The following is an 18819-nucleotide window of genomic DNA, read 5'->3' on the forward strand; positions in this document are numbered from 1 at the left end:
ACGGTTCAGGAGCGACCGCCCCGTCACCCGAGCAGAGGCAGGTCGGCCGATGAGTACGTACCGCTTCGAGGCGTTGGTCGCCCCGCGCGCGATCGCCCTGGTCGGCCTCCGGGCCGGGCCGGATGGGCTGGCCGAGGCGGCCCTGGCCAATCTCCGTCGCGGCGGCTTTCCGGGGCCGATCCATTGCCTCGGCTCCGATGCGGCCGCCGGTCAGATTCCGCGCTTCGCCGATCTTCCCGAGGTGCCGGACCTCGTCATCCTGGCGACCCCGGCCGAAGCGATTCCCGAGCAGATCGCGGAGGCCGGGCTGCGCGGCGCGGCCGGTGCCGTCATCCTGACGCCGGATGTCGGCGATGCGGTCTGCGAGGCGGCTCGGGCGGAGGCGCGCCGCCACGGCCTGCGCCTCCTCGGGCCCGGCAGCATCGGCCTCTCCGTTCCCGGCGCCCACCTCGATGCGAGTCTCCTGGCCCGGCCCCCCAAGGTCGGCGACCTGGCGCTGGTCTCGCAGTCGGGCACCGTCGCCGCCGGCATCGTCGAATGGGCGGCGCGCCGGGACGTGGGCTTCTCGGCGGTGCTGTCCCTCGGCATCGCCTGCGATATCGACGTCGCGGATTGCCTCGACCACTTCGCGGCCGACATCCGCACCCGGGCGATCCTGCTCTCCCTCGATGCGGTCGTGGATGCGCGCAAGTTCATGTCGGCGGCGCGGGCGGCCGCGCGCGCCAAGCCGGTCGTGGTGCTGCGAGCGGGGCGCCACCGGGCCCCGGCCCGGCACGCCGCAACCCATACGGGCGCGCTCGCCCGGCCCGACACCGTCTACGAGGCGGCCTTCCGCCGCGCCGGACTGCTCGCGGTGGAGAGCCTGGATGCGATGTTCTCCGCGGTGGAGACGCTCGGGCGCCAGCGCCCCTTCCCGGGGCATCGCCTCGTGATCCTGGGCAACGGACGCGGGATCGGCGCCCTGGCGGCCGACCGGCTCGCGGATCGCGGCGGCACCCTGGCGGCGGCCGGGACGCTCGGCAATCCCGTGGATCTCGGCGTCGCCGCCGGACCGGAGGCCTATGCCGACGCCCTCGCGCCGCTGCTGGCGGATCCGGGCAACGACGCGGTGCTTGCCGTCCACGTGCCCACGGCCCGCTCGGACGGCACGGAGGTCGCCGGAGCGATCGCCGACACCGTGACCCGGATCCGTCGGAACGGCGCACGCAAGAAGCCGGTCTTCGCCGTGACCATCGGTGAGGAGGCCGAGGCGGTCGGACGCCTCGCCGCCGCGGGCATCCCACGCTTCTCCACCGAGGACGCCGCCGTCGAGGGTTTCCTGCACCTCGTGCGCTATCGCGAGGCGCAGGACGACCTGATGCGCACGCCGGATTCGCTGCCGCGCGACTTCTCGCCGGACGTCGAGGCGGCCCGCGCCGTCGTCGCACGCGCCGTGGCTCAGGGGCAGACCTGGCTCGACCCCGTCGCCGTGGCCGACCTCCTCGCCGCCTACCGCATCGACAGCGTGCCGCTGGCGCTGGCGCCCGACATCGATGCGGCCGCGACGGCCGCATGGCCCATCATCGCGCAGGGCGGCGCCGTGGCGCTCAAGGTCGTCTCGCCCGACATCGTGCACAAGTCCGACGTCGGCGGCGTGCGCCTCGATCTCACCAGCGAGGCCGACGTGCGGGCGGCCGCCGCCGACATCCTCGCCCGGGCCCGGCGGCTGGCGCCGGAGGCGCGGATCACCGGTTTCGCGGTCCAGCCGATGATCCGGCGCGGCAAGCAGCGCGAGCTGATCGCCGGGCTCGCCGAGGACCCGACCTTCGGGCCGGTGGTGGTGTTCGGGCGGGGCGGCACGGCGGTGGAGGTCATCGACGACCGGGCCCTCGGCCTGCCCCCCCTCGACCTGCGCCTCGCCTCGGAGCTGATCGACCGGACCCGCGTCGCCCGGCGTCTCGCCGCCTATCGCGACGTGCCGGCGGTGAACCGCCACGCGGTGGCGCTGGTCCTGGTGAAGCTGGCGCAACTGGCGGCCGACTGTCCCGAGGTGCGCGAGCTCGACATCAATCCGCTCCTCGCCGATGAGACCGGCGCCCTCGCCCTCGATGCCCGCGTGATGGTGGCGGCCGAGACCGCGGCCGGCCGCCGCGCCCGGGGCGCCTACCATCCGCGCTTCGCGATCCGACCCTATCCGGTGGAGTGGGAGCGCACCCTCCACCTCCGGGGCGAGACCGTCACGGTGCGGCCGGTGCGGCCGGAGGACGAGGCGCTGTTCCTCACCTTCTTCCAGTCGGTCAGCGCCGAGGACCTGCGCTTGCGCTTCTTCGCACCGGTGCGGGACTTCAACCACGCCTTCCTCGCCAAGCTCACGCAGCTCGACTACGCCCGCGCCATCGCCTTCGTGGCGATCGACGCGGCCACCGGAATGATGCTCGGCGCCGTCCGTCTCCACGCCGATGCCAACCATGAGAGCGGCGAATACGCCATCCTGATCCACGGCGACCGGAAGGGAACAGGCCTCGGCCACGCCCTGATGAGCCTGATGATCGACTGGGCCCGGGTCGAGGGGCTCTCCCGGGTCGAGGGGACGGTCCTGCGCGAGAACCGACCCATGCTCGCGGTCTGTCGCCAGCTCGGCTTCACGGTCCGGCCCGACACCGAGGATGGCGCCGTGGTCAAGGTCGCCCTCGCCTTGTAGCGCGTCCGCCGATCCGCTTCACGCCCGCTCGCTGATCCGCCGGACGCCGCCGGGATCGGCCCTGGCGCTGAACTGCGACGGCGTCATCCCGTAATGCTGCCGGAACAGCCGGCTGAGCTGGGCCGAGCTGCGAAACCCGACCGCCTCGGCGAGCACGGCGATGGGGTGCGGTTGCGCCGGCGCGCTGAGCGCCGCCTTGATGCGCTCCAGCCGGGCGGAGCGGATGAAGCACTCGACGCCGCCGACGGGCTGGAACATCGCGAAGAGCCTGGAGCGCGAGGCGCCGATGCTGCGCGCGACCTCCGCGGCGCTCAGGTCGGGATTGCCCAGATTCGCCTCGATATAGAGACGGGCCTTCTGGTGCAGCCGCGCCGGATCGTTGAGGGACGTGCCGTGACCCAGGGCGGCGGTGATGGCCTGGGCCATCAGGGTCGCGGTCTGGGCGACGGCCTCGGCGTCGAGGGCGGTCCAGTGCGGCAGGCGGTCGCGCAAGCGCAGGAGATGGGCGGTGTAGGGCGCGGCGATGTCCGGCGGAATGACGAGGCCGTGGATCGCATCCAGGGGGCCGAACCAGCGGCGGGCGAAGGCGCGCGGCATACCGACGAAATTGCGGCGTTGCCGGGGGATGTCCGGAGCGTCGCGGATGAGTACGGGCCGGGAGAAGTCGATGGCGTAGACGGACCCGGCGCCGGTGCGCACGTCACGGCCATCGAAGTTGGCAACGATATTGCCGGTCTCGACATGTTGGAGAACGATCGCGTCGAGGCCATCGAAGCCGAGCTTCTGCGCCGTCCGGTGAAAGAGGAACGGAACGCCATCCATGAAATGAAACCGCAGGTGTTCCGACCAGAAACTGGTGATTTCCACGTGGAAGGGCGTCGCCAGGGGCGTCACCAGCGCAGAGCTGGCAAACATCAATTGATAGATCTGAGCGGCGTCTTCCTGGGGGTAATCGCCGCTTGAGAACTGCACGCTCCGGAGTGGGAAAGTCCCGTCTGGAGGGTGTTGGACGGATGGCGAAGCGTGCAAGGCCGGGTCACGACTGTTGGGCGCGGGATCGATGTCGTTAATAGGAATGGCGTCATCTGGTTCCGCCCCGGCGGCCGGATCGTACGGCAGGCCGCGGACCTGCCGGAGGCGCTGCGGTCGGCACGACCCGCGCCCACGGATCTGGACCGCACGGACCCCATGCGAACGATGCCCCTGGACCAGAATCTCGAGGGGGTATTCCGCGAAGAAAGCGAGAGATACACCCGGCCGGCACAGATATTTCGGCTGCGGGATTTGCGTCCCGTGCCGCGGGATTTGAAATTCGATTTGCTAATCGGCCGCGAAGCGCGTAGAGATTAGCGATCAATTCAACGGCTGAACCTCGATGGCGCGGTTTCGTTATGAAATCGTGTGCCAGAGAGCTCTGTCTTGAACTGATGACGGAGACGGCCGCGCATGATCGCGTGGACCTCCGGTAGATGAAGCCCGCAAGGGCGAAGGAATACGATGGCTGTCGGTACTGTTAAGTGGTTCAACGAGACAAAGGGTTTCGGTTTCATCCAGCCGGATAACGGCGGAAGCGACGTGTTCGTGCACATCTCGGCCGTCGAGCGCGCCGGCATGCGCGGCCTCGCGGAAGGCCAGAAGGTCTCCTACGAGATGGAAACCGACAAGCGCAGCGGCAAGCAGTCCGCCGGCAGCCTCCAGACCGTCTGATCACGGCGGGCTCCCGTGTGGAGCCCAACCTGTTTCGAGAGCCGCTTCCCGGATGGGAGGCGGCTTGCTTGTGTTCTGAGACCCGATTCCAGGGGAGCGCGCCGTCGGCGGCCTCCCGCATGACAGGATCCTGTGTGAGCCAATTCAACCCGAACTCGATGACCGACCGCCTCAAGGCCGCGACCGAAGCCCGTGCCGCGGCGCTGGCCCGCTTCCGTGACCGCCCGGCCGCGGATGATCCGGTCGTGGTCGCCCGCAAGGCCGAGCGGGCTCAGATCGCCCGGGAGCGCGAGATTCGCGTCGCGGCCCGCGAGCAGGCCCGGCTCGAGGCCGAGGCGCAGCGCGCCGCGGAGGCCGAGGCCGAGCGCGAGCGTCAGGCCGCCGAGGAAATTCGCGCCGCCGAGGAGAAGGTGGCGCAGGCCGCTGCCGCACGCCTGGAGCAGAAGGCTCAGCGCGATGCGCGCTACGCCGCCCGCAAGGCCAAGGCGCGCCGCTGACGGTTTCCGTCGTCGGGATCGTTCGATCCCGCGACCCCACGGCGGATTCGGCGCGGATCCGCCCGACGGTTCCGTCCCTCGGGACGAGACCGCATCACCGGGGCCGCCGCGACGGGCGGGCCCACCTCAGGCGCGACGTCAGTCCGCCGAACCTCCACCGAGGAGACAAGCGCCATGTCCCACAAGTTCAAGATCGGCCAGCGCGTGCGTCGCGCCCAGATCGGCTACACCGCCCCGAAGAGCGATATCTCCGACGTCTTCGAGATCGTCCGCCTCGTCCCCGAGGATCAGACCGGCGAGCCGTTCTACCGGATCAAGTCCGGGAGCAGCGAGCGCGCGGTGCGCGAAGGCGAGATCACCGAGGCCTGAGCGGCCCGCCTCCGCGCCCGGCGCGGAGCCCGCACCGTCAGGGCGAATATGCAGGCCGCGGCCTCCCCCTTCACGACGTGAGGGGGAGGCCGTTTTCCGTCAGCTCAGCACCACCACGCGTGAGCCGATCTCGACGCGGCCGTAGAGATCGATGACGTCCTGGTTGATCATCCGGATGCAACCCGACGAAACGCTCTTGCCGATCGACTCCGGCTCCAGCGTCCCGTGAATGCGGTAGAGCGTGTCCTTGTTGCCCTGCCACAGGTAATGGGCCCGGGCCCCGAGGGGATTGTGCGAACCGCCGGGCACGCCGAGACCGCTCTGGAGCTGGGAGACGGAACGCGCCAGCTTCGGCGTGCGGGCGATCATCTCCTTGGGCGGATACCAGTCCGGCCACATCTGCTTGGAGTTCACCGTCGAGGCGCCGGCCCACGAGAAGCCCTGCTTGCCGACGCCCACGCCGTAGCGACGCGCCCGGCCATTGGGCTGGACGAGGAAGAGGTGATGGGCCCGCGGGTCGACCACGATCGTGCCCGGGGTTTCCGAACCCGTATAGGCGACCTCCTGGCGCAGGAAGGACGGGTTCGCCTTGCGCCAGTTGAAGGCATAGACGGGGAAGGGCTCGTCGGTGACCGCCGCGTAGGCGCGGTTGAAGTCGATGGGACCATCGTCGACGGGCTTGGCCGGAGCGGCCTGCTGCACCGAGGCGGGCGGCACCTGCCGCGGGGCGTAGAGATCCGCATCCGGATCGTCCGCCACGGCGCGGCCGCGCTGGCTGCGCGCCGGTTCGAACCCGCGGTCCGATCCACGCTCGGAATAGGGCACGTACTGGCCGCCCCGGCGACGGTAGAGCCGTCCCTCCTCGTCGCGATAGAGGCGCTCATCGTCGTAGGGGCCATTCCCATCGATGGCGCCGCCGAAGAGGCCGCGCCCCTGCGCGAGGGCGGACCCGACGGGCGTGAGAAGCGCGAGGCTCGTCGTCGCCCCGGTGAGAAGCGTGCGGCGGGTCGTCTGAGGCATGGACGTTGCTCGGGAAGTCGTCGGAGATGGGTCGTTCGAGCCCGGGCCTAGCAAGTCGACGCAGAGCCGTCACGTCATCTGAACGACGGGCAGCCCTGCAGGGGCACCAAAGTTCGGGGGCGATGCAGTGCGGGCACAATCATAGGGGCTGGAAACCATCCGGAAAACCTTCCGAAGACCCGCGCGAATACGCCGGCATCGTGCTTTCACCATGTCTATGAAAAAGCGGTGATCAGCCCCCGGCCGGGATGGGCGATCGATTGCAATGTGCCGCGTCGTGCCGACATAGGTGATCCTCCGCCAAGCCCCCTCTCGAATACATGGAACGCGACCCGTGCCGGTCCCCCCGCGTCCCCGTCACCGCGCGCGCCCTGCGGCGCTCGCGGTCCTCCTGCTCGTCTTCCTCGTGCCCACGGACGGGCAGGCGGCCCGCAGCCGAACCGCGCGCGTCGCGGAGCCCGCCGCTCCGGTGACGAGTTGGACCTCCAGCGAGCCGGAGAACCCCACCTGCCAGCGCACCCGGCGCAAGCTCTGGCAGGCCGACGAGGGCTGGGTGGTGCGCAGCATCACGGTCTGCCGGTAAGGCGTCCCGCGCACCGCCCGAATGCATCCGTGCAAAATTCATTTGCGCGAAATTGATGATCCGCCGGCGGTTGAACGTAGGACAATCGCCCGCGCTTCGCTAAAGCTTGCGGGGCACGGGTCGGATCGACCGTCGTCGGTCCTGTGCGAGGATCAAGGGTGCAGGATCGTCCGAGCCGAAGGGCATCGGGGGGAGCGTGGCCGGAGGGACGATTGAGTAGGACCGGCGATGCGCCCGAGACGGGGCCCGAGGCTCTGGCGCGCTACGACATCCTGGATACCGCGCCCGAGGACGCGTTCGAGGACATCGTGACGCTCGCATCCCGGCTGCTGGAGATGCCGGTCTCCCTGGTCTCCCTGGTGGATACCGATCGCCAATGGTTCAAGGCCCGGGTCGGCTTCGCGCGCCCCGAGACCGCGCTCACGGAGTCGATCTGCGCCCACGCGGTGCGGCAGGACGGGCTCTTCGTCATCCCCGACACGACGCGGGATTCGCGCACCGCGGAAAATCCCCTCGTCACCGGCGAACCGCACGTCCGGTTCTACGCCGGCATGCCCCTGCGCACGCCGGAGGGGACGGCCCTGGGGACCCTCTGCGTCCTCGACACGCGGCCGCGCGAGCTTTCCGAGGCGCAGGGCTTCATCCTGCGCACCCTCGCCGGCCAGGTGATGACCGAGCTCAACCTGCGGCGCGCCTTGAAGGAGCGCCGCGCGAGCGACCGACACAATGCGGCGATCATCGGGAGCGCCATCGATTACGGCATCGTCACCCTGGATCTCGCCGGCCGTGTCACGAGCTGGAATCCAGGCGCCGAATGCGTCCTCGGCTGGAGCGAGGCCGAGATTCTGGGCCAGCCCGCCGACTTCTTCTTCACGCCGGAAGACCGGACGCGCGGAATACCCGATCACGAGATGCGCGTCGCCCGCGATCTCGGCCGGGCCAACGACGAGCGCTGGCACATGCGCAAGGACGGCTCGCGCTTCTGGGGCATGGGCGAGATGATGCCCCTCAAGGATGAGGCGGACCGGCAGGTCGGCTATCTCAAGATCCTGCGCGACCGCACGGCCCAGCGCCAGGCCGACGAGGCCCTGCGCAAGCAGACGGCCCTCCTGCAGACCGTCACCGATCACCTCAGCGAGGCGGTGTTCCGCCTGAACGAGGACGACGTCGTCATTTTCGCCAATCCGGCCGCCGAGGCGATGCTCGGCTGGCCCCGCGGCAGCCTGATCGGCCGCAACCTCCACGACACGGCCCATCACCACCATCCCGACGGGCGGCCGTTCCCGCGCGAGGACTGCGAGGTCGTCCGCTCCCTTCGCAGCGGCGTCGCCCTGCGCGACCGCGAGGCGACCTTTTTCCGACAGGACGGGTCGCCCATCGACGTCATCACCAGCAACGCCCCCATCGTCGAGGACGGGGTGGTGCAGGGCGCCGTCGTGACCCTGACGGACATCACCGAACGGAAAACGGCCAATGCCCGGCTGCGCCGGAGCGAGGAGCGCCTGAGCCTCGCCCTCAACGCCTCAGGCATGATCGGCACCTGGGACTGGGACCTGCGCGACGACGTGGTCTATGCCGATCCGAACTTCGCGCGGATCTACACCGTGGATCCGGAGCGCGCCGCCCTGGGCGCGCCCCTAGCGGACTACATCCGGAACTTCCACCCGGACGACCTGCCGCGATTCCAGGAGGAGCTCGACCGCCTCTTCGCGGGGGCCAAGGAATTCGCCTGCGAGTATCGGATCCTCCAGCCGGATGGCTCCCACCGCTGGGTGATCGCCCGCGGAAGCCTGGTGCGCGCCGCCGACGGGACGCCGCTGCGGTTTCCGGGCGCGTCGGTGGACATCACCGAGCGCAAGCGCGCCGAGGAGCGTCAGGCGGCCCTGGTCGAGCTCGGTGAGCGCCTGCGGGAGTTGCAGGATCCCGGCGAAATCGCGTTCGTGGCCGCCGAGATCGCGGGTCGGACCCTCGGCTTGACCCGCGCCGCCTACGGTGTCCTGGACGATTCGGGCGTCTATCTCGACATCATCCGGGACTGGACCGTGCCGGGGGCGAGCTCCCTCGTCGGGCGCCACCGCTACGCCGATTACGGCTCCTACCTGTCGGAGCTGCGCCAGGGGCGCGACGTCGTCATCGCGGACGTGGAGACCGACCCCCGCACCGCCGACCGATTCGAGGCTTTCCGCGCCCTCGACGTGCGCACCGTCATCAACCTGCCGCTGATGGAGCGCGGGCAGCTCGTGGCGGTGTTCTGCCTGCACGATTCGAAGCGGCGGGACTGGACGCCGGACATCCTCGATTTCGTGCGCAACGTGGTCGACCGCACCCGCGCCGCCGTGGCCCGCCTGCGGGCCGAGGAGCAGCAGGAGCTGGTCAACCGCGAACTCAGCCATCGGATGAAGAACCTGCTGGCGATGGTGCAGTCGATCGCGACCCAGACCATGCGCAGCGCCATCGATGTGGACACGGCCAAGGAGGTGCTCGCCGGCCGCCTCATCGCCCTGGGCCAAGCCCATGACCTGTTGATGGGCGGCGCCCTCGGCAGCACCCTGATCGGCCCGGTGGTGCGTGGCGCTTTGAAGCTGCACGAGGATCGCGCGGGCCGTTTCCGCCTCGACGGGCCGGACCTGGAGATCGGTGCCAAGCCGGCCCTGTCCCTGGCGCTGATGCTGCACGAGCTCGCCACCAACGCGGCCAAGTACGGGGCGCTCTCGGATGAGGATGGCCACGTGGCGATCCGCTGGGAGGTCCGCGACGAGGCCGGCGAGCCGACCCTCGCCTTCTCCTGGGCCGAGATCGGCGGCCCCCCGGTGACGCGGCCGATCCGCAAGGGGTTCGGCTCGCGCTTCATCGAGCGTGGGCTCGCCGGCCAGGTCGGCGGCACCATCGCCCTCGATTTCCCCGCCGACGGCGTCACCTGCGCCATCGCCGCGCCCCTGGCGGCCTTCCAGGCCGACGGCTGAGACGGGCTGCGCTCGATCGAAGCGGTCCCCGGATCGGCACGCCTGCGCGGCGCTCGAGCCAAGCCCGGATCCGCCCTCCGGAAGGGATCGAACGACTTTCGTATGAGTCGCCGCATGCCTGCGCCTCGACCCTGGACATTTCCTGGGCAGTGCCGTCTCGCGCGGCAATCCGGCGCCGTGGACCGCCGCAGGCGAAGGCCTGCGCATCGGGTCGGCGTGGCGAGGAACGGCATTCCGAAAAACTGGCACGTTCGGTGCTTGGCTCGATCCGTCGCCGGTCGGCGACGCGCGGAGCAAAGGCGCTCCGCATGCGGACGGCGTGAGTCCGGATCCCTTGGCATGAGCGGCCGCCCTGCAGCCGCGAACCTCGAGACGCACTCCATGGCCAGCTTCAAGACCGTGATGAAATCCGGTCATCCTCCGACCCTGTTCGCCGCCTTCCTCTACTTCGATTTCTGCTTCGCGATCTGGGTGCTCAACGGCGCCATGGGTCCGTTCATCACCGAGACCTACAAGCTGACCCCGGCCCAGACCGGATTCATGATCTCGCTGCCGATCCTGGCCGGTGCGATCATGCGCTTCCCGCTCGGGGTGCTGGCCCAGTATATCGGCCGCAAGAACGCCGCCATCACCGAAATGACGGTGATCATGTTCGCGATGGCCTTCGGCTTCTTTTACGTGAACACCTACGACGAGGTGCTCGCCATGGGCGTGCTCCTCGGCATCGCCGGGGCCTCCTTCGGCGTCGCCCTGTCCCTCGGCTCGGGCTGGTTCCCCAAGGAGCACAAGGGCCTCGCCATGGGCATCGCCGGGGCGGGCAATTCCGGCACCGTGCTGGCCGTGCTGTTCGCGCCGCCCCTGGCCCAGGCCTATGGCTGGCAGACCGTCTACGGCTTTGCCGGCTGCGTCATGGCGATCCCGCTCATCGTCATGATCGTCTTCGCCAAGGAGCCGCCGGACGCGGAGCACCAGTCCTTCCGGGAGCACGTCTCCTGCCTGTTCCAGAAGGACGGCTGGGCCTTCAACCTAATCTACATCATCACCTTCGGCGGCTTCATCGGCCTGTCGAACTTCCTGCCGACCTTCTTCTACGAGCAGTTCGCCGTGACCAAGGTCGAGGCCGGCCGGTTGACCATGCTGGCGGCGCTGATGGGATCCGGCATCCGCGTCGCCGGCGGCTACTTCGCCGACCGCCTCGGGGGCATCCTGGTGCTGTCCGTCGTGCTGATCGCCGCGGTGGGCTCGTTCCTGCTCCTGACCGCGTCGCCCTCCCTGGCGCTGACCACCGCCCTGTTCATGCTGTGCTTCGCCGCCCTCGGGGCCGGCAACGGCGCCCTGTTCCAGCTCGTGCCCCTGCGCTGGCCCGCCAACACGGCGGTGGCCGGCTCGATGATCGGCGAGGTCGGGGCCCTCGGCGGCGCCATCCTGCCCAACGTGATGGGCCTGTCGAAGCAGTATACCGGCTCCTTCGCCCTCGGCTTCGTCGGCTACGCCGTCTTCGCCGCGCTCGTGCTGGTCTGCCTGTTGGTGTGGCAGCGCAAATGGGTCGGCACCTGGGTCGGCCCGCGCGGCAAGGTGCTGACGCCGGGCACGCCGGAGCCCGCCGAGGCCGGCCGTCTCGGCCCGCTGACGGCCTGAACCGCGCCCCTCAGCCGATCTCCTCCGCCACCAGCGCGAAGGTCAGGACATCCACCGCCGCCGCGCCACCGCGCAGGAGCGCCCGCGCGGCGGCGTTGGCCGTCGCGCCGGTGGTCATCACGTCGTCGATCAGGAGAATGCGCCGCCCCTGAAGCCGGGGGCGCATCGACTCCGGCACCTGGAAGGCGCCCTGGAGGTTCGTCGCCCGGGCCACCCGGCTCAAGCCGACCTGCGGGCGCGTCGCCTTCACGCGCGCGAGGGCGCCCGGCTCGAAAGGCCGCCCGGCGAGCCGGCCGATCCGGCGCGCCAGGAGCGCGGCCTGATTGAAGCGGCGGCGCCACAGGCGCCAGCGGTGGAGCGGCACCGGCACGAGGCAATCCGCGCGGGCGAGGAGCGCCGCGCCGGCCCCCGCCATCATCCCGGCGAGGACGGGGCCGAGATCCAGGCGGTCCTCGTATTTCAGCCGGTGCACGAGGTCGCGGGCGACGCCCTCGTAGAGCGCCACCGCCCGCGCCTGTGCGAAGACCGGGGGATCGGCGATCGCGCGGGGGGACAGCAGGGCGCCGGTTCCGTGATCGACGGCGAAGGGGGTCCCGAAACGATCGCAGCAAGGCGGCGCGATCAGGCGCAGCCCCGACCAGCAGCGGGCGCAGAGGGCGTGCGGGTCGGCAATGGCGCCGCCGCAGCCGGGGCAGGTCGGCGGATAGACGAGGGCGAGGCCGCCGCGGAGGGCGGCCCGCAATCCCGTGGTGACGGCGCGGGCGGCAGGAGCCATGACGGCCACCCTACCACCCGCACCAAGCGGATGCGACCCCTGGTTGTTTTCAGCGGGTCTGCGGCTGCGGCTGGGCCGGGTTCTGCTCGCGGTCGCGCTTGTTGGCCTGGTGGCGGCCGACGGCGCAGCCGGCCGCGGCGCCGAGGACGCCATGACCCGCCACGTGGCCGGCGACGCCGCCCACGAGGGCGCCCTTGATGCAACCCTTGGCCTCGGCTCCGGTGGTGGCAAGGCTGATGCCCGCGAGGGTGAGGGCCGCGCCGAACAGGATGGACTTCATGGCGTCTGATCTCCTCGATTCGTCGTTGAATCGCTGGGCCTCAACAGCGAGGGACGGAGACACGTTCCGTCCCGGTAGCGGCTGGCGCCCGCGCCGTCGGCGCTCCATCTAGATCGTGATGACCGCGCCTCCGCTGTTCGATACGGGCCTCGCCCGCCGCCGCCTCGCCCGTGCCCACCGGGCCGGCTATGCCGACTTCCTGCTGCGCCGGGTCGTCGACGATCTCGACGACCGCCTCGGCGCGGTGCTGCGGACCTTCACGGAGGCCGTCGACCTCGGCACCCCCGCGTCCCTCGCCGCCGAGCGCCTGCGCGTCTCCGGCCGGGTCGGGCACGTCACCCGTCTGGCACCCCGGGCGGAGGCCGGCGCGGTGCTGGCCGACCCCGAAGCCCTGCCGCTGGCGCCCGCCCGGTTCGACCTCGCCGTCTCGCTCCTCGCCCTGCAGCACGTCAACGACCTGCCGGGTGCCCTGGCGCAGCTGCGCCGGGCTCTGCGCCCCGACGGGCTGTTCATCGGCTGCCTCCTCGGCGGCCGGACCCTGACCGAGCTGCGCCAGGTCTTCGGGCAGGCGGAGAGCGAGGTGGAGGGCGGCGTCAGCCCGCGCGTGGCCCCCTTCGCCGAGGTCCGCGAGATGGGCAGCCTGCTTCAGCGGGCCGGTTTCGCCCTGCCGGTCACCGACGTCGAGACCGTCACGGTGCGCTACCGCGACCCGTTCGCGCTCATGCACGACCTGCGTGCCATGGGGCTGACCAACGTCCTGGTCGACCGCCGCCGGACCCCCCTGCGCCGCGACACGCTTCTGCGGGCCGCCGCGCTCTACGCCGAGCGCTTCGCCGATCCGGACGGGCGCCTGCGTGCCAGCTTCGAGATCCTGTGGCTTTCCGGCTGGGCTCCGCACGAGAGCCAGCAGAAGCCCCTGAAGCCGGGCACCGCCCAGACGCGCCTCGCCGAGGCCCTGGGCACCACCGAACGCAAGACCGAGGGACAGGAATCATGAGAGAGCCCGGACCCGACCATCCGATCACCGTCGCGCCGCATCCGGGGAAGTTGCGTCTCCGGCTCGCGGGGACGCTCATCGCGGAGACCGAGTCCGCCCTTGTGCTCACCGAGGCGAACTATCCGCCGGTCTTCTACATTCCGCGGGCCGATGCCCGATGGGCGCACTTCACCCCGAGCACCCGCCGCAGCCATTGCCCCTACAAGGGTGACGCCCGCTACTTCACGCTGACGACGCCGGACGCCACCCGGCCGGACGCGGTCTGGAGCTACGAGGCACCCTATCCGGCGGTGGCCGCCATCGCCGGGCATCTCGCGTTCTATCCGGACAAGATCGACCCGATCGAGCAGGACTGAGCAGGCTCGGCCCTCAGTCCCGGACCTGGGACCAGAACGCGGCCTTGCGCCCGTGCAGCCGGCGCAGCGTGCCGCGGTAGGCCTCCGGATCCTCCGTCAGGCCGTCGAGGGCCTGGAGGTAGCGGGCGGCGTGGCCGTAGGCGGCGCTGCGCCCGTGCTCGAGGATGGAATCGATGAGCAGGCGGTAGAGCTCGGCCGCCGCCTCCGGCTGCGTCCGCTCCAGGGCCTCGGCGGCGGGTGCCAGGATCTCGTAGCGGCTCCCGTCCCAGCTGCCGCGATGGGCCATGACCAGACGAGCGGCGCGGGTCGAATTCGGCCAGTGGGTGAGGAAGGCGAGCGCCCGGTAGCGATCGGGATGAGCCTGCGCCTGATCGAAGGCCCGATCCAGCGCCGCGTCGTCCTCGAAGTCGGGCAGCTTGGCGAGGTAGGCCCGCAGCATTGCGGGGTCGAGGTTGCGCCCGAAGGCCTCCCAGCGCAGGGCCTGCGCGGCCTGCGTCTGGCCGAGGCTGTCCAGGATGCGGATCTCCACGGCCTGTCGCGCGCGTTCCGGGGCATCGGGGTCGAAATGCCCGGTGAGCAGTGCCTCCCGGGTGACCACCACCGGTCCCCGCTTCTGCGGACGGCGAATCCAGTCCAGGGCCTCCGGGGTCCGGCCCGCCGCCAGCAGACGCTCGGCGATCCGCACCCGGTCCGGCTGTTCGGGCGACACCGCCTGCTCGAAGGCGATGAAGGCGTCGACGTCGCCGGCCCGGTCGGCGAGGGCTTGGCGCATGCGCACGAGGCGGCTGCGAGCGAGCTGAGACGCCCACGCCTTCTCGCCGCCGGTCCGGACTTCCGAAGCCGGGGGCGTGGCGTCCGCGAGGGCCGCGTCGAGGGGGGGCAGGGCTGCCTCCGGCAGCCGCGGGATCAGGTCGTGCAGCAGGGTCTCCACGAAGCCGTACCCGTCGGCGCCGAGGCGGATCACCAGCCCCGTGGCGACCCCGGCCGCCGCCTCCGCGGGGAGATCGACGATGAGGGAAGCGGCCGCGTCGACCGCCCGTTCGTAGACCCCGTGGATGCGCCCGCTCGAATCCTCCGCGCGTCCGAGGACATCGTTGGCCCCGCCGAGGAAGCGGATCAGCCGGTCGAGGGCCGCCCGCGGGTCCAGGGCGGCGAGCTCGGTCACCACCGTGGTGAGCATGGCGTCGAGATCGGCGGCGAAGGCCCGCTGCTTCTGCCAGTCGATGTAGCCCTGGCCCCGCTCCAGGGCGGTGAGCCGCCGGTCGATCAGCGCCGCGATGGCGTCCGGCCCCTGCAGGCTCGCCACCGCCGCGGTCACCAGCTTTTTGAAGGTCGGGTTCCGCGCCGTCTCCGACAGGACGAGGCCGATCAAGCGCTCCAGTCCGAGCGCGGTCAGGGTCTCGGGGCTCGGCGTGGTCTTTCGCGAGGCGCGCTTAGGCTTGCTCGCGGCGCGCTTGGGCTCGCTCGCGGCGCGCTCGGGCTTGCTCGCGGCGCGCTCGGGCTTGCTCGCGGGGGACGTGTCCGCAACGGGCGGCCGAACGGCCGCCGCCTTCGTCGCCGGTTTCGCCGCTGCCCTGCGTGCCATGCACCGTTCTCCCTCTCCCGACGGGACAAGTCGTTTCCCGACAGGGCAGATCGCGCCGGACGGGATCTGCCCGTCAGAACTGGATCAGGGTCCGAGCAGATCCAGCAGGAAGGGAATCAGCGGCGCATCGGCCGGCGGCATCGGCTGGTCCTTGAGGTCGCGCGGACGCACCCACTTCAGCGCCTGCCCCTCCATGGAGCGCGGCAACCCGTCCCAGCGCCGGCAGATGTAGAGCGGCATCAGGAGGTGGAAGTCCGGATAGGCGTGGCTCGCGAAGGTGAGGGGGGCGAGGCAGGCTTCCTGCACGGTGATGCCGAGTTCCTCGGAGAGCTCGCGGATCAGGGTCTCCTCCGGCCGCTCGCCCGGGTCGACCTTGCCGCCGGGAAATTCCCAGAGGCCGGCGAGCTGCTTGCCGGGCGGGCGCTGGGCGAGGAGCACGCGTCCATCGATGTCGACCAGCGCGACGGCGACGACGAGGAGGAGGCGCAGGGGCGCGGGCGTCGCCGGCGTCATGGGGCGATCGCGAAGGTCGCGGCGACATCCGCGGCGGTCTCGATGGTGCCGGCGACGAGGGGCACCGGCGTGCCGCCGCGCTTGGCGCGCATCGGCGCGGGCGCCGCGAAGGCGATCGGCGGCCCCGAGGCCGTCGCCGGGGACTGGATCGACACCACCCGCCCGAGGGTGACGCCGGCCGCCTCGGCCAGCCGTTCGGCCTGGGTCCGCGCATCCTTCATCGCCGCGCTGCGCACGGCGCTTTCGGCCGCGTCGGGATCGCGCAGGCCGAAGCCGACGCCGTCGATGCGGTTCGCCCCCCCGTCGAGGGCCCGCCGCATCAGGTCGCCGAGGCGCCCCATATCGGCGAGGCGCACCCGCACCGTGTTGGCGGCGCGGTAGCCGTCCGGCTTCTCGGCGAAGGACCCGTCCGCCTGTCGGACCGAGCGGGTGACCGGCTGCAGCGTCACCGCGGAGGTGCCGAGATCCGCCTCCGGCACCTTGAAGTCGGCGGCCAGCGCGAGGATCGCCTTCGCGGCGGTGCTGGCGCCGTCGAGGGCGGCGGCCGGGGTCGCGCCCCTGGCCTCGACGCCGATCTCCACCGAGGCGAAGTCCGGTGCCACTTCGGAGCGGGCGCGTCCGACGACGCTGATCCGGCCCTCGGCGAGCCCCGGCCTGTCCTCGGCCCGCGCCGCGCCCGGGACGTCGAGCAGGACGAGCGCCAGGAGGGCGGAGAGGGCGACCGCCTGGGTGCGCCTCATGAGCGGTAATCCCCGTTGATCTCGATGTAGAGCTTGGTCAGGTCGCAGGTCCAGACGCGTGCGCTGCCCTCGCCGAGACCGAGATCGACCCGCACGGTGACGTCGGACTCGCGCATCACGGCGCTCGCCGCCGCTTCGCTGTAATCGGGATCGCGGGCGCCCGCGCGCGCCACGCGCACGTCGCCGAACCAGATCGCGAGGCGGTCGCGGTCGGCCGGCTCGCCGGCCTTGCCCACCGCCATCACCACCCGGCCCCAGTTGGCATCCTCGCCCGCGATGGCGGTCTTCACCAGGGGCGAGTTGGCGATCGACATCGCGATGCGGTGGGCCGAGGCGTCGCTGGTCGCCCCCGTGACCCGCACGGTGACGAATTTGCGGGCCCCCTCGCCATCCCGGGCGACGAGCTGGGCCAGATCGACCAGGAGGTCGTCGAGGGCGGCGCGGAACCCGGAGAGGCGCGGATCGCCGGCGTCGGACATCGCGGCGTTGCCGGCCGCACCCGTCGCGAACAGCATCAGGGTGTCGGAGGTGGAGGTGTCGCCGTCGACGGTCACGCAGTTGAAGCTGGTGGCCGTGCCGGCGGAGAGGAGCGCCTGGAGCACCCCCTGGGGCAGGGCGGCATCGGTGAAGACGAAGCTCAGCATCGTCGCCATGTCGGGGGCGATCATGCCCGCGCCCTTGGCGATGCCGTTGAGGGTGACGGTGACGCCGTCGATGGTGGCCCGGCGCGTGGCGAGCTTGGGGAAGGTGTCGGTGGTCATGATGGCCTGGGCGGCCGCGGCCCAAGCCTCGGCGCCGTCCCGGGTCCGCCCGGCGCAGTCAGCCAGCACGCCCTCGAACTTGGTGGCGTCGAGGGGCTCGCCGATCACGCCGGTGGAGGCGATGAAGATCTCCTCCGGCCGGCACCGTGCCGCCTCGGCGGCGATCCGGGCCGTCAGTGCAACGGCCTCGCGCCCGCGCAGGCCCGTGAAGGCATTCGCGTTGCCGGAATTCACCACGAGGGCTCGGGCACCCGCACTGCCCAGCGCCTCGCGGCACCAATCCACCGGAGCGGAGGGGCATTTCGAGCGGGTGAACACGCCGGCCGCCTGCGTGCCCGCGGCGAGCGCCACGTAGAGCACGTCGGTCCGCCCGGAATAGCGGATGCCCGCCTGCGCGGTCGCGAGCCCGACGCCGCGAATCGCCGGGAGCTGCGGTTGTGTCTGGGGCGCCAGCGGCGAGACGGGGGGGCTCTTGGCAGACGACATGGGCGAGGGCTCCGGATCTCCGCGGCCGTCTCGGGCGCGCGGCGAGGCCGGTGTTGCCCCGCGCGCGCCGTCCGCGTCAACCGCGACCACCGTCATCCCCCTGTCGCATCGGACGCGCCGGCCACGAGTCCTGTCAGACCAGGGACTTGTCCAGGGGATCCGCTTGCAGACCTGAGCCAGTGCTGCGGTGCAGCATCGTGTCGTGCGGGAGTTCTCCGGGTCGACGGTCCGGGACATTGGACGAAGGCGGGCCCGAAAGACACTCGCCTCGGCAGGATGGGGGGCTTGTCTGTACGAGCGAACGTGACATAGCATGCTGCGACGCACAGTTTCCGAGGTGATCGGCACGGATGTCCAGGCGCGAGGGGGGAGTCTCGACTATGGAACGACCGACTTCGCCAGGTGGCGCCTACGGCGTTCAGGTTCTGATCGCCGGTCGCCAGAAGCATTGGCGCGATGAGGTGACGTCGCAGATTCGACGAGCGGGCTTCGCGGCCACCACGGTGGATTGCGGCGTCGACGCGATGACGGTCCTGGCCCTCGGCCTTCCCGTCGATGTTCTCGTGACGGACGTCAGCCTGCAGGGCAAGCTCTGCTGCCAGAAGCTGGCCTTGGAAGCCCGTGCTCTGCGCCCGGACCTGCGCATCGTCTTTGCCAGCGACCTGGAATCGCTGGCGAGCGAAGACGATCCGACGCCGTGGCTCGAGGAGCTGTTCGACGCCCAATTCCCCGACGACCGCGACGGCCTGATCGCGGTCCGGCGCATCGACAACGTCGCCAGCACGGTGCGGGACGCTCTGCGCAGCCCTGCCTGATCTCATCGGCCTTCGCTGCACGCGACCGGCTCTTCGAAATAATCCCCTTCGGGA

At 71.1% G+C, this 18819-nt stretch carries 18 protein-coding genes; 10 read left to right on the forward strand and 8 right to left on the reverse strand.

Features of this window, described 5'->3' with window-relative positions:
* Window positions 1-49: 49 nt before the first annotated feature.
* Complete coding sequence (locus ASG51_RS13545; RefSeq protein ID WP_056381331.1) at window positions 50-2680, forward strand: bifunctional acetate--CoA ligase family protein/GNAT family N-acetyltransferase; 2631 nt, start codon at window positions 50-52, stop codon at window positions 2678-2680.
* An 18-nt stretch (window positions 2681-2698) separates the two neighbouring features.
* On the opposite strand, the gene ASG51_RS13550 is transcribed toward ASG51_RS13545, so the two are convergent.
* Window positions 2699-3595, reverse strand: coding sequence for a helix-turn-helix domain-containing protein (locus ASG51_RS13550; RefSeq protein ID WP_056381332.1), 897 nt, complete (start codon window positions 3593-3595; stop codon window positions 2699-2701).
* Window positions 3596-4177: 582 nt separating this feature from the next.
* On the opposite strand from ASG51_RS13550, the gene ASG51_RS13555 reads away from it, so the two are divergent.
* The 3 genes from ASG51_RS13555 to ASG51_RS13565 all read left to right on the forward strand — a co-directional run bounded on the left by ASG51_RS13555 (window position 4178) and on the right by ASG51_RS13565 (window position 5253).
* Complete coding sequence (locus ASG51_RS13555; RefSeq protein ID WP_055947623.1) at window positions 4178-4387, forward strand: cold-shock protein; 210 nt, start codon at window positions 4178-4180, stop codon at window positions 4385-4387.
* Window positions 4388-4521: 134 nt separating this feature from the next.
* Window positions 4522-4884, forward strand: coding sequence for a DUF6481 family protein (locus ASG51_RS13560; protein ID WP_274534727.1), 363 nt, complete (start codon window positions 4522-4524; stop codon window positions 4882-4884).
* A 174-nt stretch (window positions 4885-5058) separates the two neighbouring features.
* The gene (locus ASG51_RS13565; protein WP_055947626.1) at window positions 5059-5253 is read left to right on the forward strand and encodes a hypothetical protein; all 195 of its coding nucleotides are present in this window, start codon (window positions 5059-5061) and stop codon (window positions 5251-5253) included.
* 99 nt (window positions 5254-5352) lie between these two features.
* On the opposite strand, the gene ASG51_RS13570 is transcribed toward ASG51_RS13565, so the two are convergent.
* Window positions 5353-6273, reverse strand: coding sequence for a L,D-transpeptidase (locus tag ASG51_RS13570; RefSeq protein ID WP_056381333.1), 921 nt, complete (start codon window positions 6271-6273; stop codon window positions 5353-5355).
* A 334-nt stretch (window positions 6274-6607) separates the two neighbouring features.
* On the opposite strand from ASG51_RS13570, the gene ASG51_RS13575 reads away from it, so the two are divergent.
* The 3 genes from ASG51_RS13575 (at window position 6608) to ASG51_RS13585 (ending at window position 11457) form a co-directional block, all read left to right on the forward strand.
* On the forward strand, window positions 6608-6856 hold the full coding sequence (locus tag ASG51_RS13575; protein WP_056381334.1) for a hypothetical protein: 249 nt from the start codon (window positions 6608-6610) through the stop codon (window positions 6854-6856).
* Between the two features lie 212 nt (window positions 6857-7068).
* The gene (locus ASG51_RS13580) at window positions 7069-9819 is read left to right on the forward strand and encodes a PAS domain S-box protein (protein ID WP_056381335.1); all 2751 of its coding nucleotides are present in this window, start codon (window positions 7069-7071) and stop codon (window positions 9817-9819) included.
* 381 nt (window positions 9820-10200) lie between these two features.
* Window positions 10201-11457, forward strand: a complete 1257-nt coding sequence (locus ASG51_RS13585) for an MFS transporter (RefSeq protein WP_056275699.1) — start codon at window positions 10201-10203, stop codon at window positions 11455-11457.
* Between the two features lie 10 nt (window positions 11458-11467).
* Here the strand turns inward: ASG51_RS13585 and ASG51_RS13590 are convergent, their stop codons facing one another.
* Together ASG51_RS13590 and ASG51_RS13595 are read right to left on the reverse strand one after the other, a co-directional pair.
* Complete coding sequence (locus ASG51_RS13590; protein WP_056381336.1) at window positions 11468-12232, reverse strand: ComF family protein; 765 nt, start codon at window positions 12230-12232, stop codon at window positions 11468-11470.
* 49 nt (window positions 12233-12281) lie between these two features.
* Window positions 12282-12512, reverse strand: coding sequence for a hypothetical protein (locus ASG51_RS13595; protein WP_056275445.1), 231 nt, complete (start codon window positions 12510-12512; stop codon window positions 12282-12284).
* Window positions 12513-12627: 115 nt separating this feature from the next.
* On the opposite strand from ASG51_RS13595, the gene ASG51_RS13600 reads away from it, so the two are divergent.
* Together ASG51_RS13600 and ASG51_RS13605 are read left to right on the forward strand one after the other, a co-directional pair.
* The gene (locus ASG51_RS13600; RefSeq protein WP_056381337.1) at window positions 12628-13509 is read left to right on the forward strand and encodes a methyltransferase domain-containing protein; all 882 of its coding nucleotides are present in this window, start codon (window positions 12628-12630) and stop codon (window positions 13507-13509) included.
* Entirely contained in the window at window positions 13506-13865 is a 360-nt protein-coding gene (locus ASG51_RS13605; protein WP_056381338.1) for a DUF427 domain-containing protein, read from the forward strand. The genes ASG51_RS13600 and ASG51_RS13605 overlap by 4 nt, the downstream gene beginning before the upstream one ends.
* A 13-nt stretch (window positions 13866-13878) precedes the next feature.
* On the opposite strand, the gene ASG51_RS13610 is transcribed toward ASG51_RS13605, so the two are convergent.
* From ASG51_RS13610 to argJ, 4 genes are all read right to left on the reverse strand, one after another.
* The gene (locus ASG51_RS13610) at window positions 13879-15450 is read right to left on the reverse strand and encodes a DUF6880 family protein (protein WP_244480148.1); all 1572 of its coding nucleotides are present in this window, start codon (window positions 15448-15450) and stop codon (window positions 13879-13881) included.
* Window positions 15451-15534: 84 nt separating this feature from the next.
* Window positions 15535-15963, reverse strand: a complete 429-nt coding sequence (gene mutT / locus ASG51_RS13615) for an 8-oxo-dGTP diphosphatase MutT (protein ID WP_056381339.1) — start codon at window positions 15961-15963, stop codon at window positions 15535-15537.
* On the reverse strand, window positions 15960-16703 hold the full coding sequence (locus ASG51_RS13620) for an SIMPL domain-containing protein (protein ID WP_056381340.1): 744 nt from the start codon (window positions 16701-16703) through the stop codon (window positions 15960-15962). The genes mutT and ASG51_RS13620 overlap by 4 nt, the downstream gene beginning before the upstream one ends.
* Window positions 16700-17950, reverse strand: coding sequence for a bifunctional glutamate N-acetyltransferase/amino-acid acetyltransferase ArgJ (argJ, locus tag ASG51_RS13625; RefSeq protein WP_056381341.1), 1251 nt, complete (start codon window positions 17948-17950; stop codon window positions 16700-16702). Before argJ ends, ASG51_RS13620 begins: the two co-directional genes overlap by 4 nt.
* Window positions 17951-18330: 380 nt before the next feature.
* On the opposite strand from argJ, the gene ASG51_RS13630 reads away from it, so the two are divergent.
* Window positions 18331-18765 (forward strand): hypothetical protein, encoded by a 435-nt coding sequence (locus ASG51_RS13630; protein ID WP_056214943.1) that lies wholly within the window; start codon window positions 18331-18333, stop codon window positions 18763-18765.
* Window positions 18766-18819 lie beyond the last annotated feature (54 nt).

Source organism: Methylobacterium sp. Leaf465 (assembly GCF_001424705.1).
Classification (GTDB): domain Bacteria; phylum Pseudomonadota; class Alphaproteobacteria; order Rhizobiales; family Beijerinckiaceae; genus Methylobacterium.

Coding starts and splice junctions, on each gene's coding strand:
- ASG51_RS13570 (WP_056381333.1), bottom strand. CDS start 6,273: ATGCCTCAGACGACCCGCCGCACGCTTCTCACCGGGGCGACGACGAGC.
- ASG51_RS13590 (WP_056381336.1), bottom strand. CDS start 12,232: ATGGCTCCTGCCGCCCGCGCCGTCACCACGGGATTGCGGGCCGCCCTC.
- ASG51_RS13565 (WP_055947626.1), top strand. CDS start 5,059: ATGTCCCACAAGTTCAAGATCGGCCAGCGCGTGCGTCGCGCCCAGATC.
- ASG51_RS13605 (WP_056381338.1), top strand. CDS start 13,506: ATGAGAGAGCCCGGACCCGACCATCCGATCACCGTCGCGCCGCATCCG.
- ASG51_RS13620 (WP_056381340.1), bottom strand. CDS start 16,703: ATGAGGCGCACCCAGGCGGTCGCCCTCTCCGCCCTCCTGGCGCTCGTC.
- ASG51_RS13545 (WP_056381331.1), top strand. CDS start 50: ATGAGTACGTACCGCTTCGAGGCGTTGGTCGCCCCGCGCGCGATCGCC.
- ASG51_RS13595 (WP_056275445.1), bottom strand. CDS start 12,512: ATGAAGTCCATCCTGTTCGGCGCGGCCCTCACCCTCGCGGGCATCAGC.
- ASG51_RS13550 (WP_056381332.1), bottom strand. CDS start 3,595: ATGTTTGCCAGCTCTGCGCTGGTGACGCCCCTGGCGACGCCCTTCCAC.
- ASG51_RS13630 (WP_056214943.1), top strand. CDS start 18,331: ATGGAACGACCGACTTCGCCAGGTGGCGCCTACGGCGTTCAGGTTCTG.
- ASG51_RS13610 (WP_244480148.1), bottom strand. CDS start 15,450: ATGGCACGCAGGGCAGCGGCGAAACCGGCGACGAAGGCGGCGGCCGTT.
- ASG51_RS13555 (WP_055947623.1), top strand. CDS start 4,178: ATGGCTGTCGGTACTGTTAAGTGGTTCAACGAGACAAAGGGTTTCGGT.
- argJ (WP_056381341.1), bottom strand. CDS start 17,950: ATGTCGTCTGCCAAGAGCCCCCCCGTCTCGCCGCTGGCGCCCCAGACA.
- ASG51_RS13585 (WP_056275699.1), top strand. CDS start 10,201: ATGGCCAGCTTCAAGACCGTGATGAAATCCGGTCATCCTCCGACCCTG.
- mutT (WP_056381339.1), bottom strand. CDS start 15,963: ATGACGCCGGCGACGCCCGCGCCCCTGCGCCTCCTCCTCGTCGTCGCC.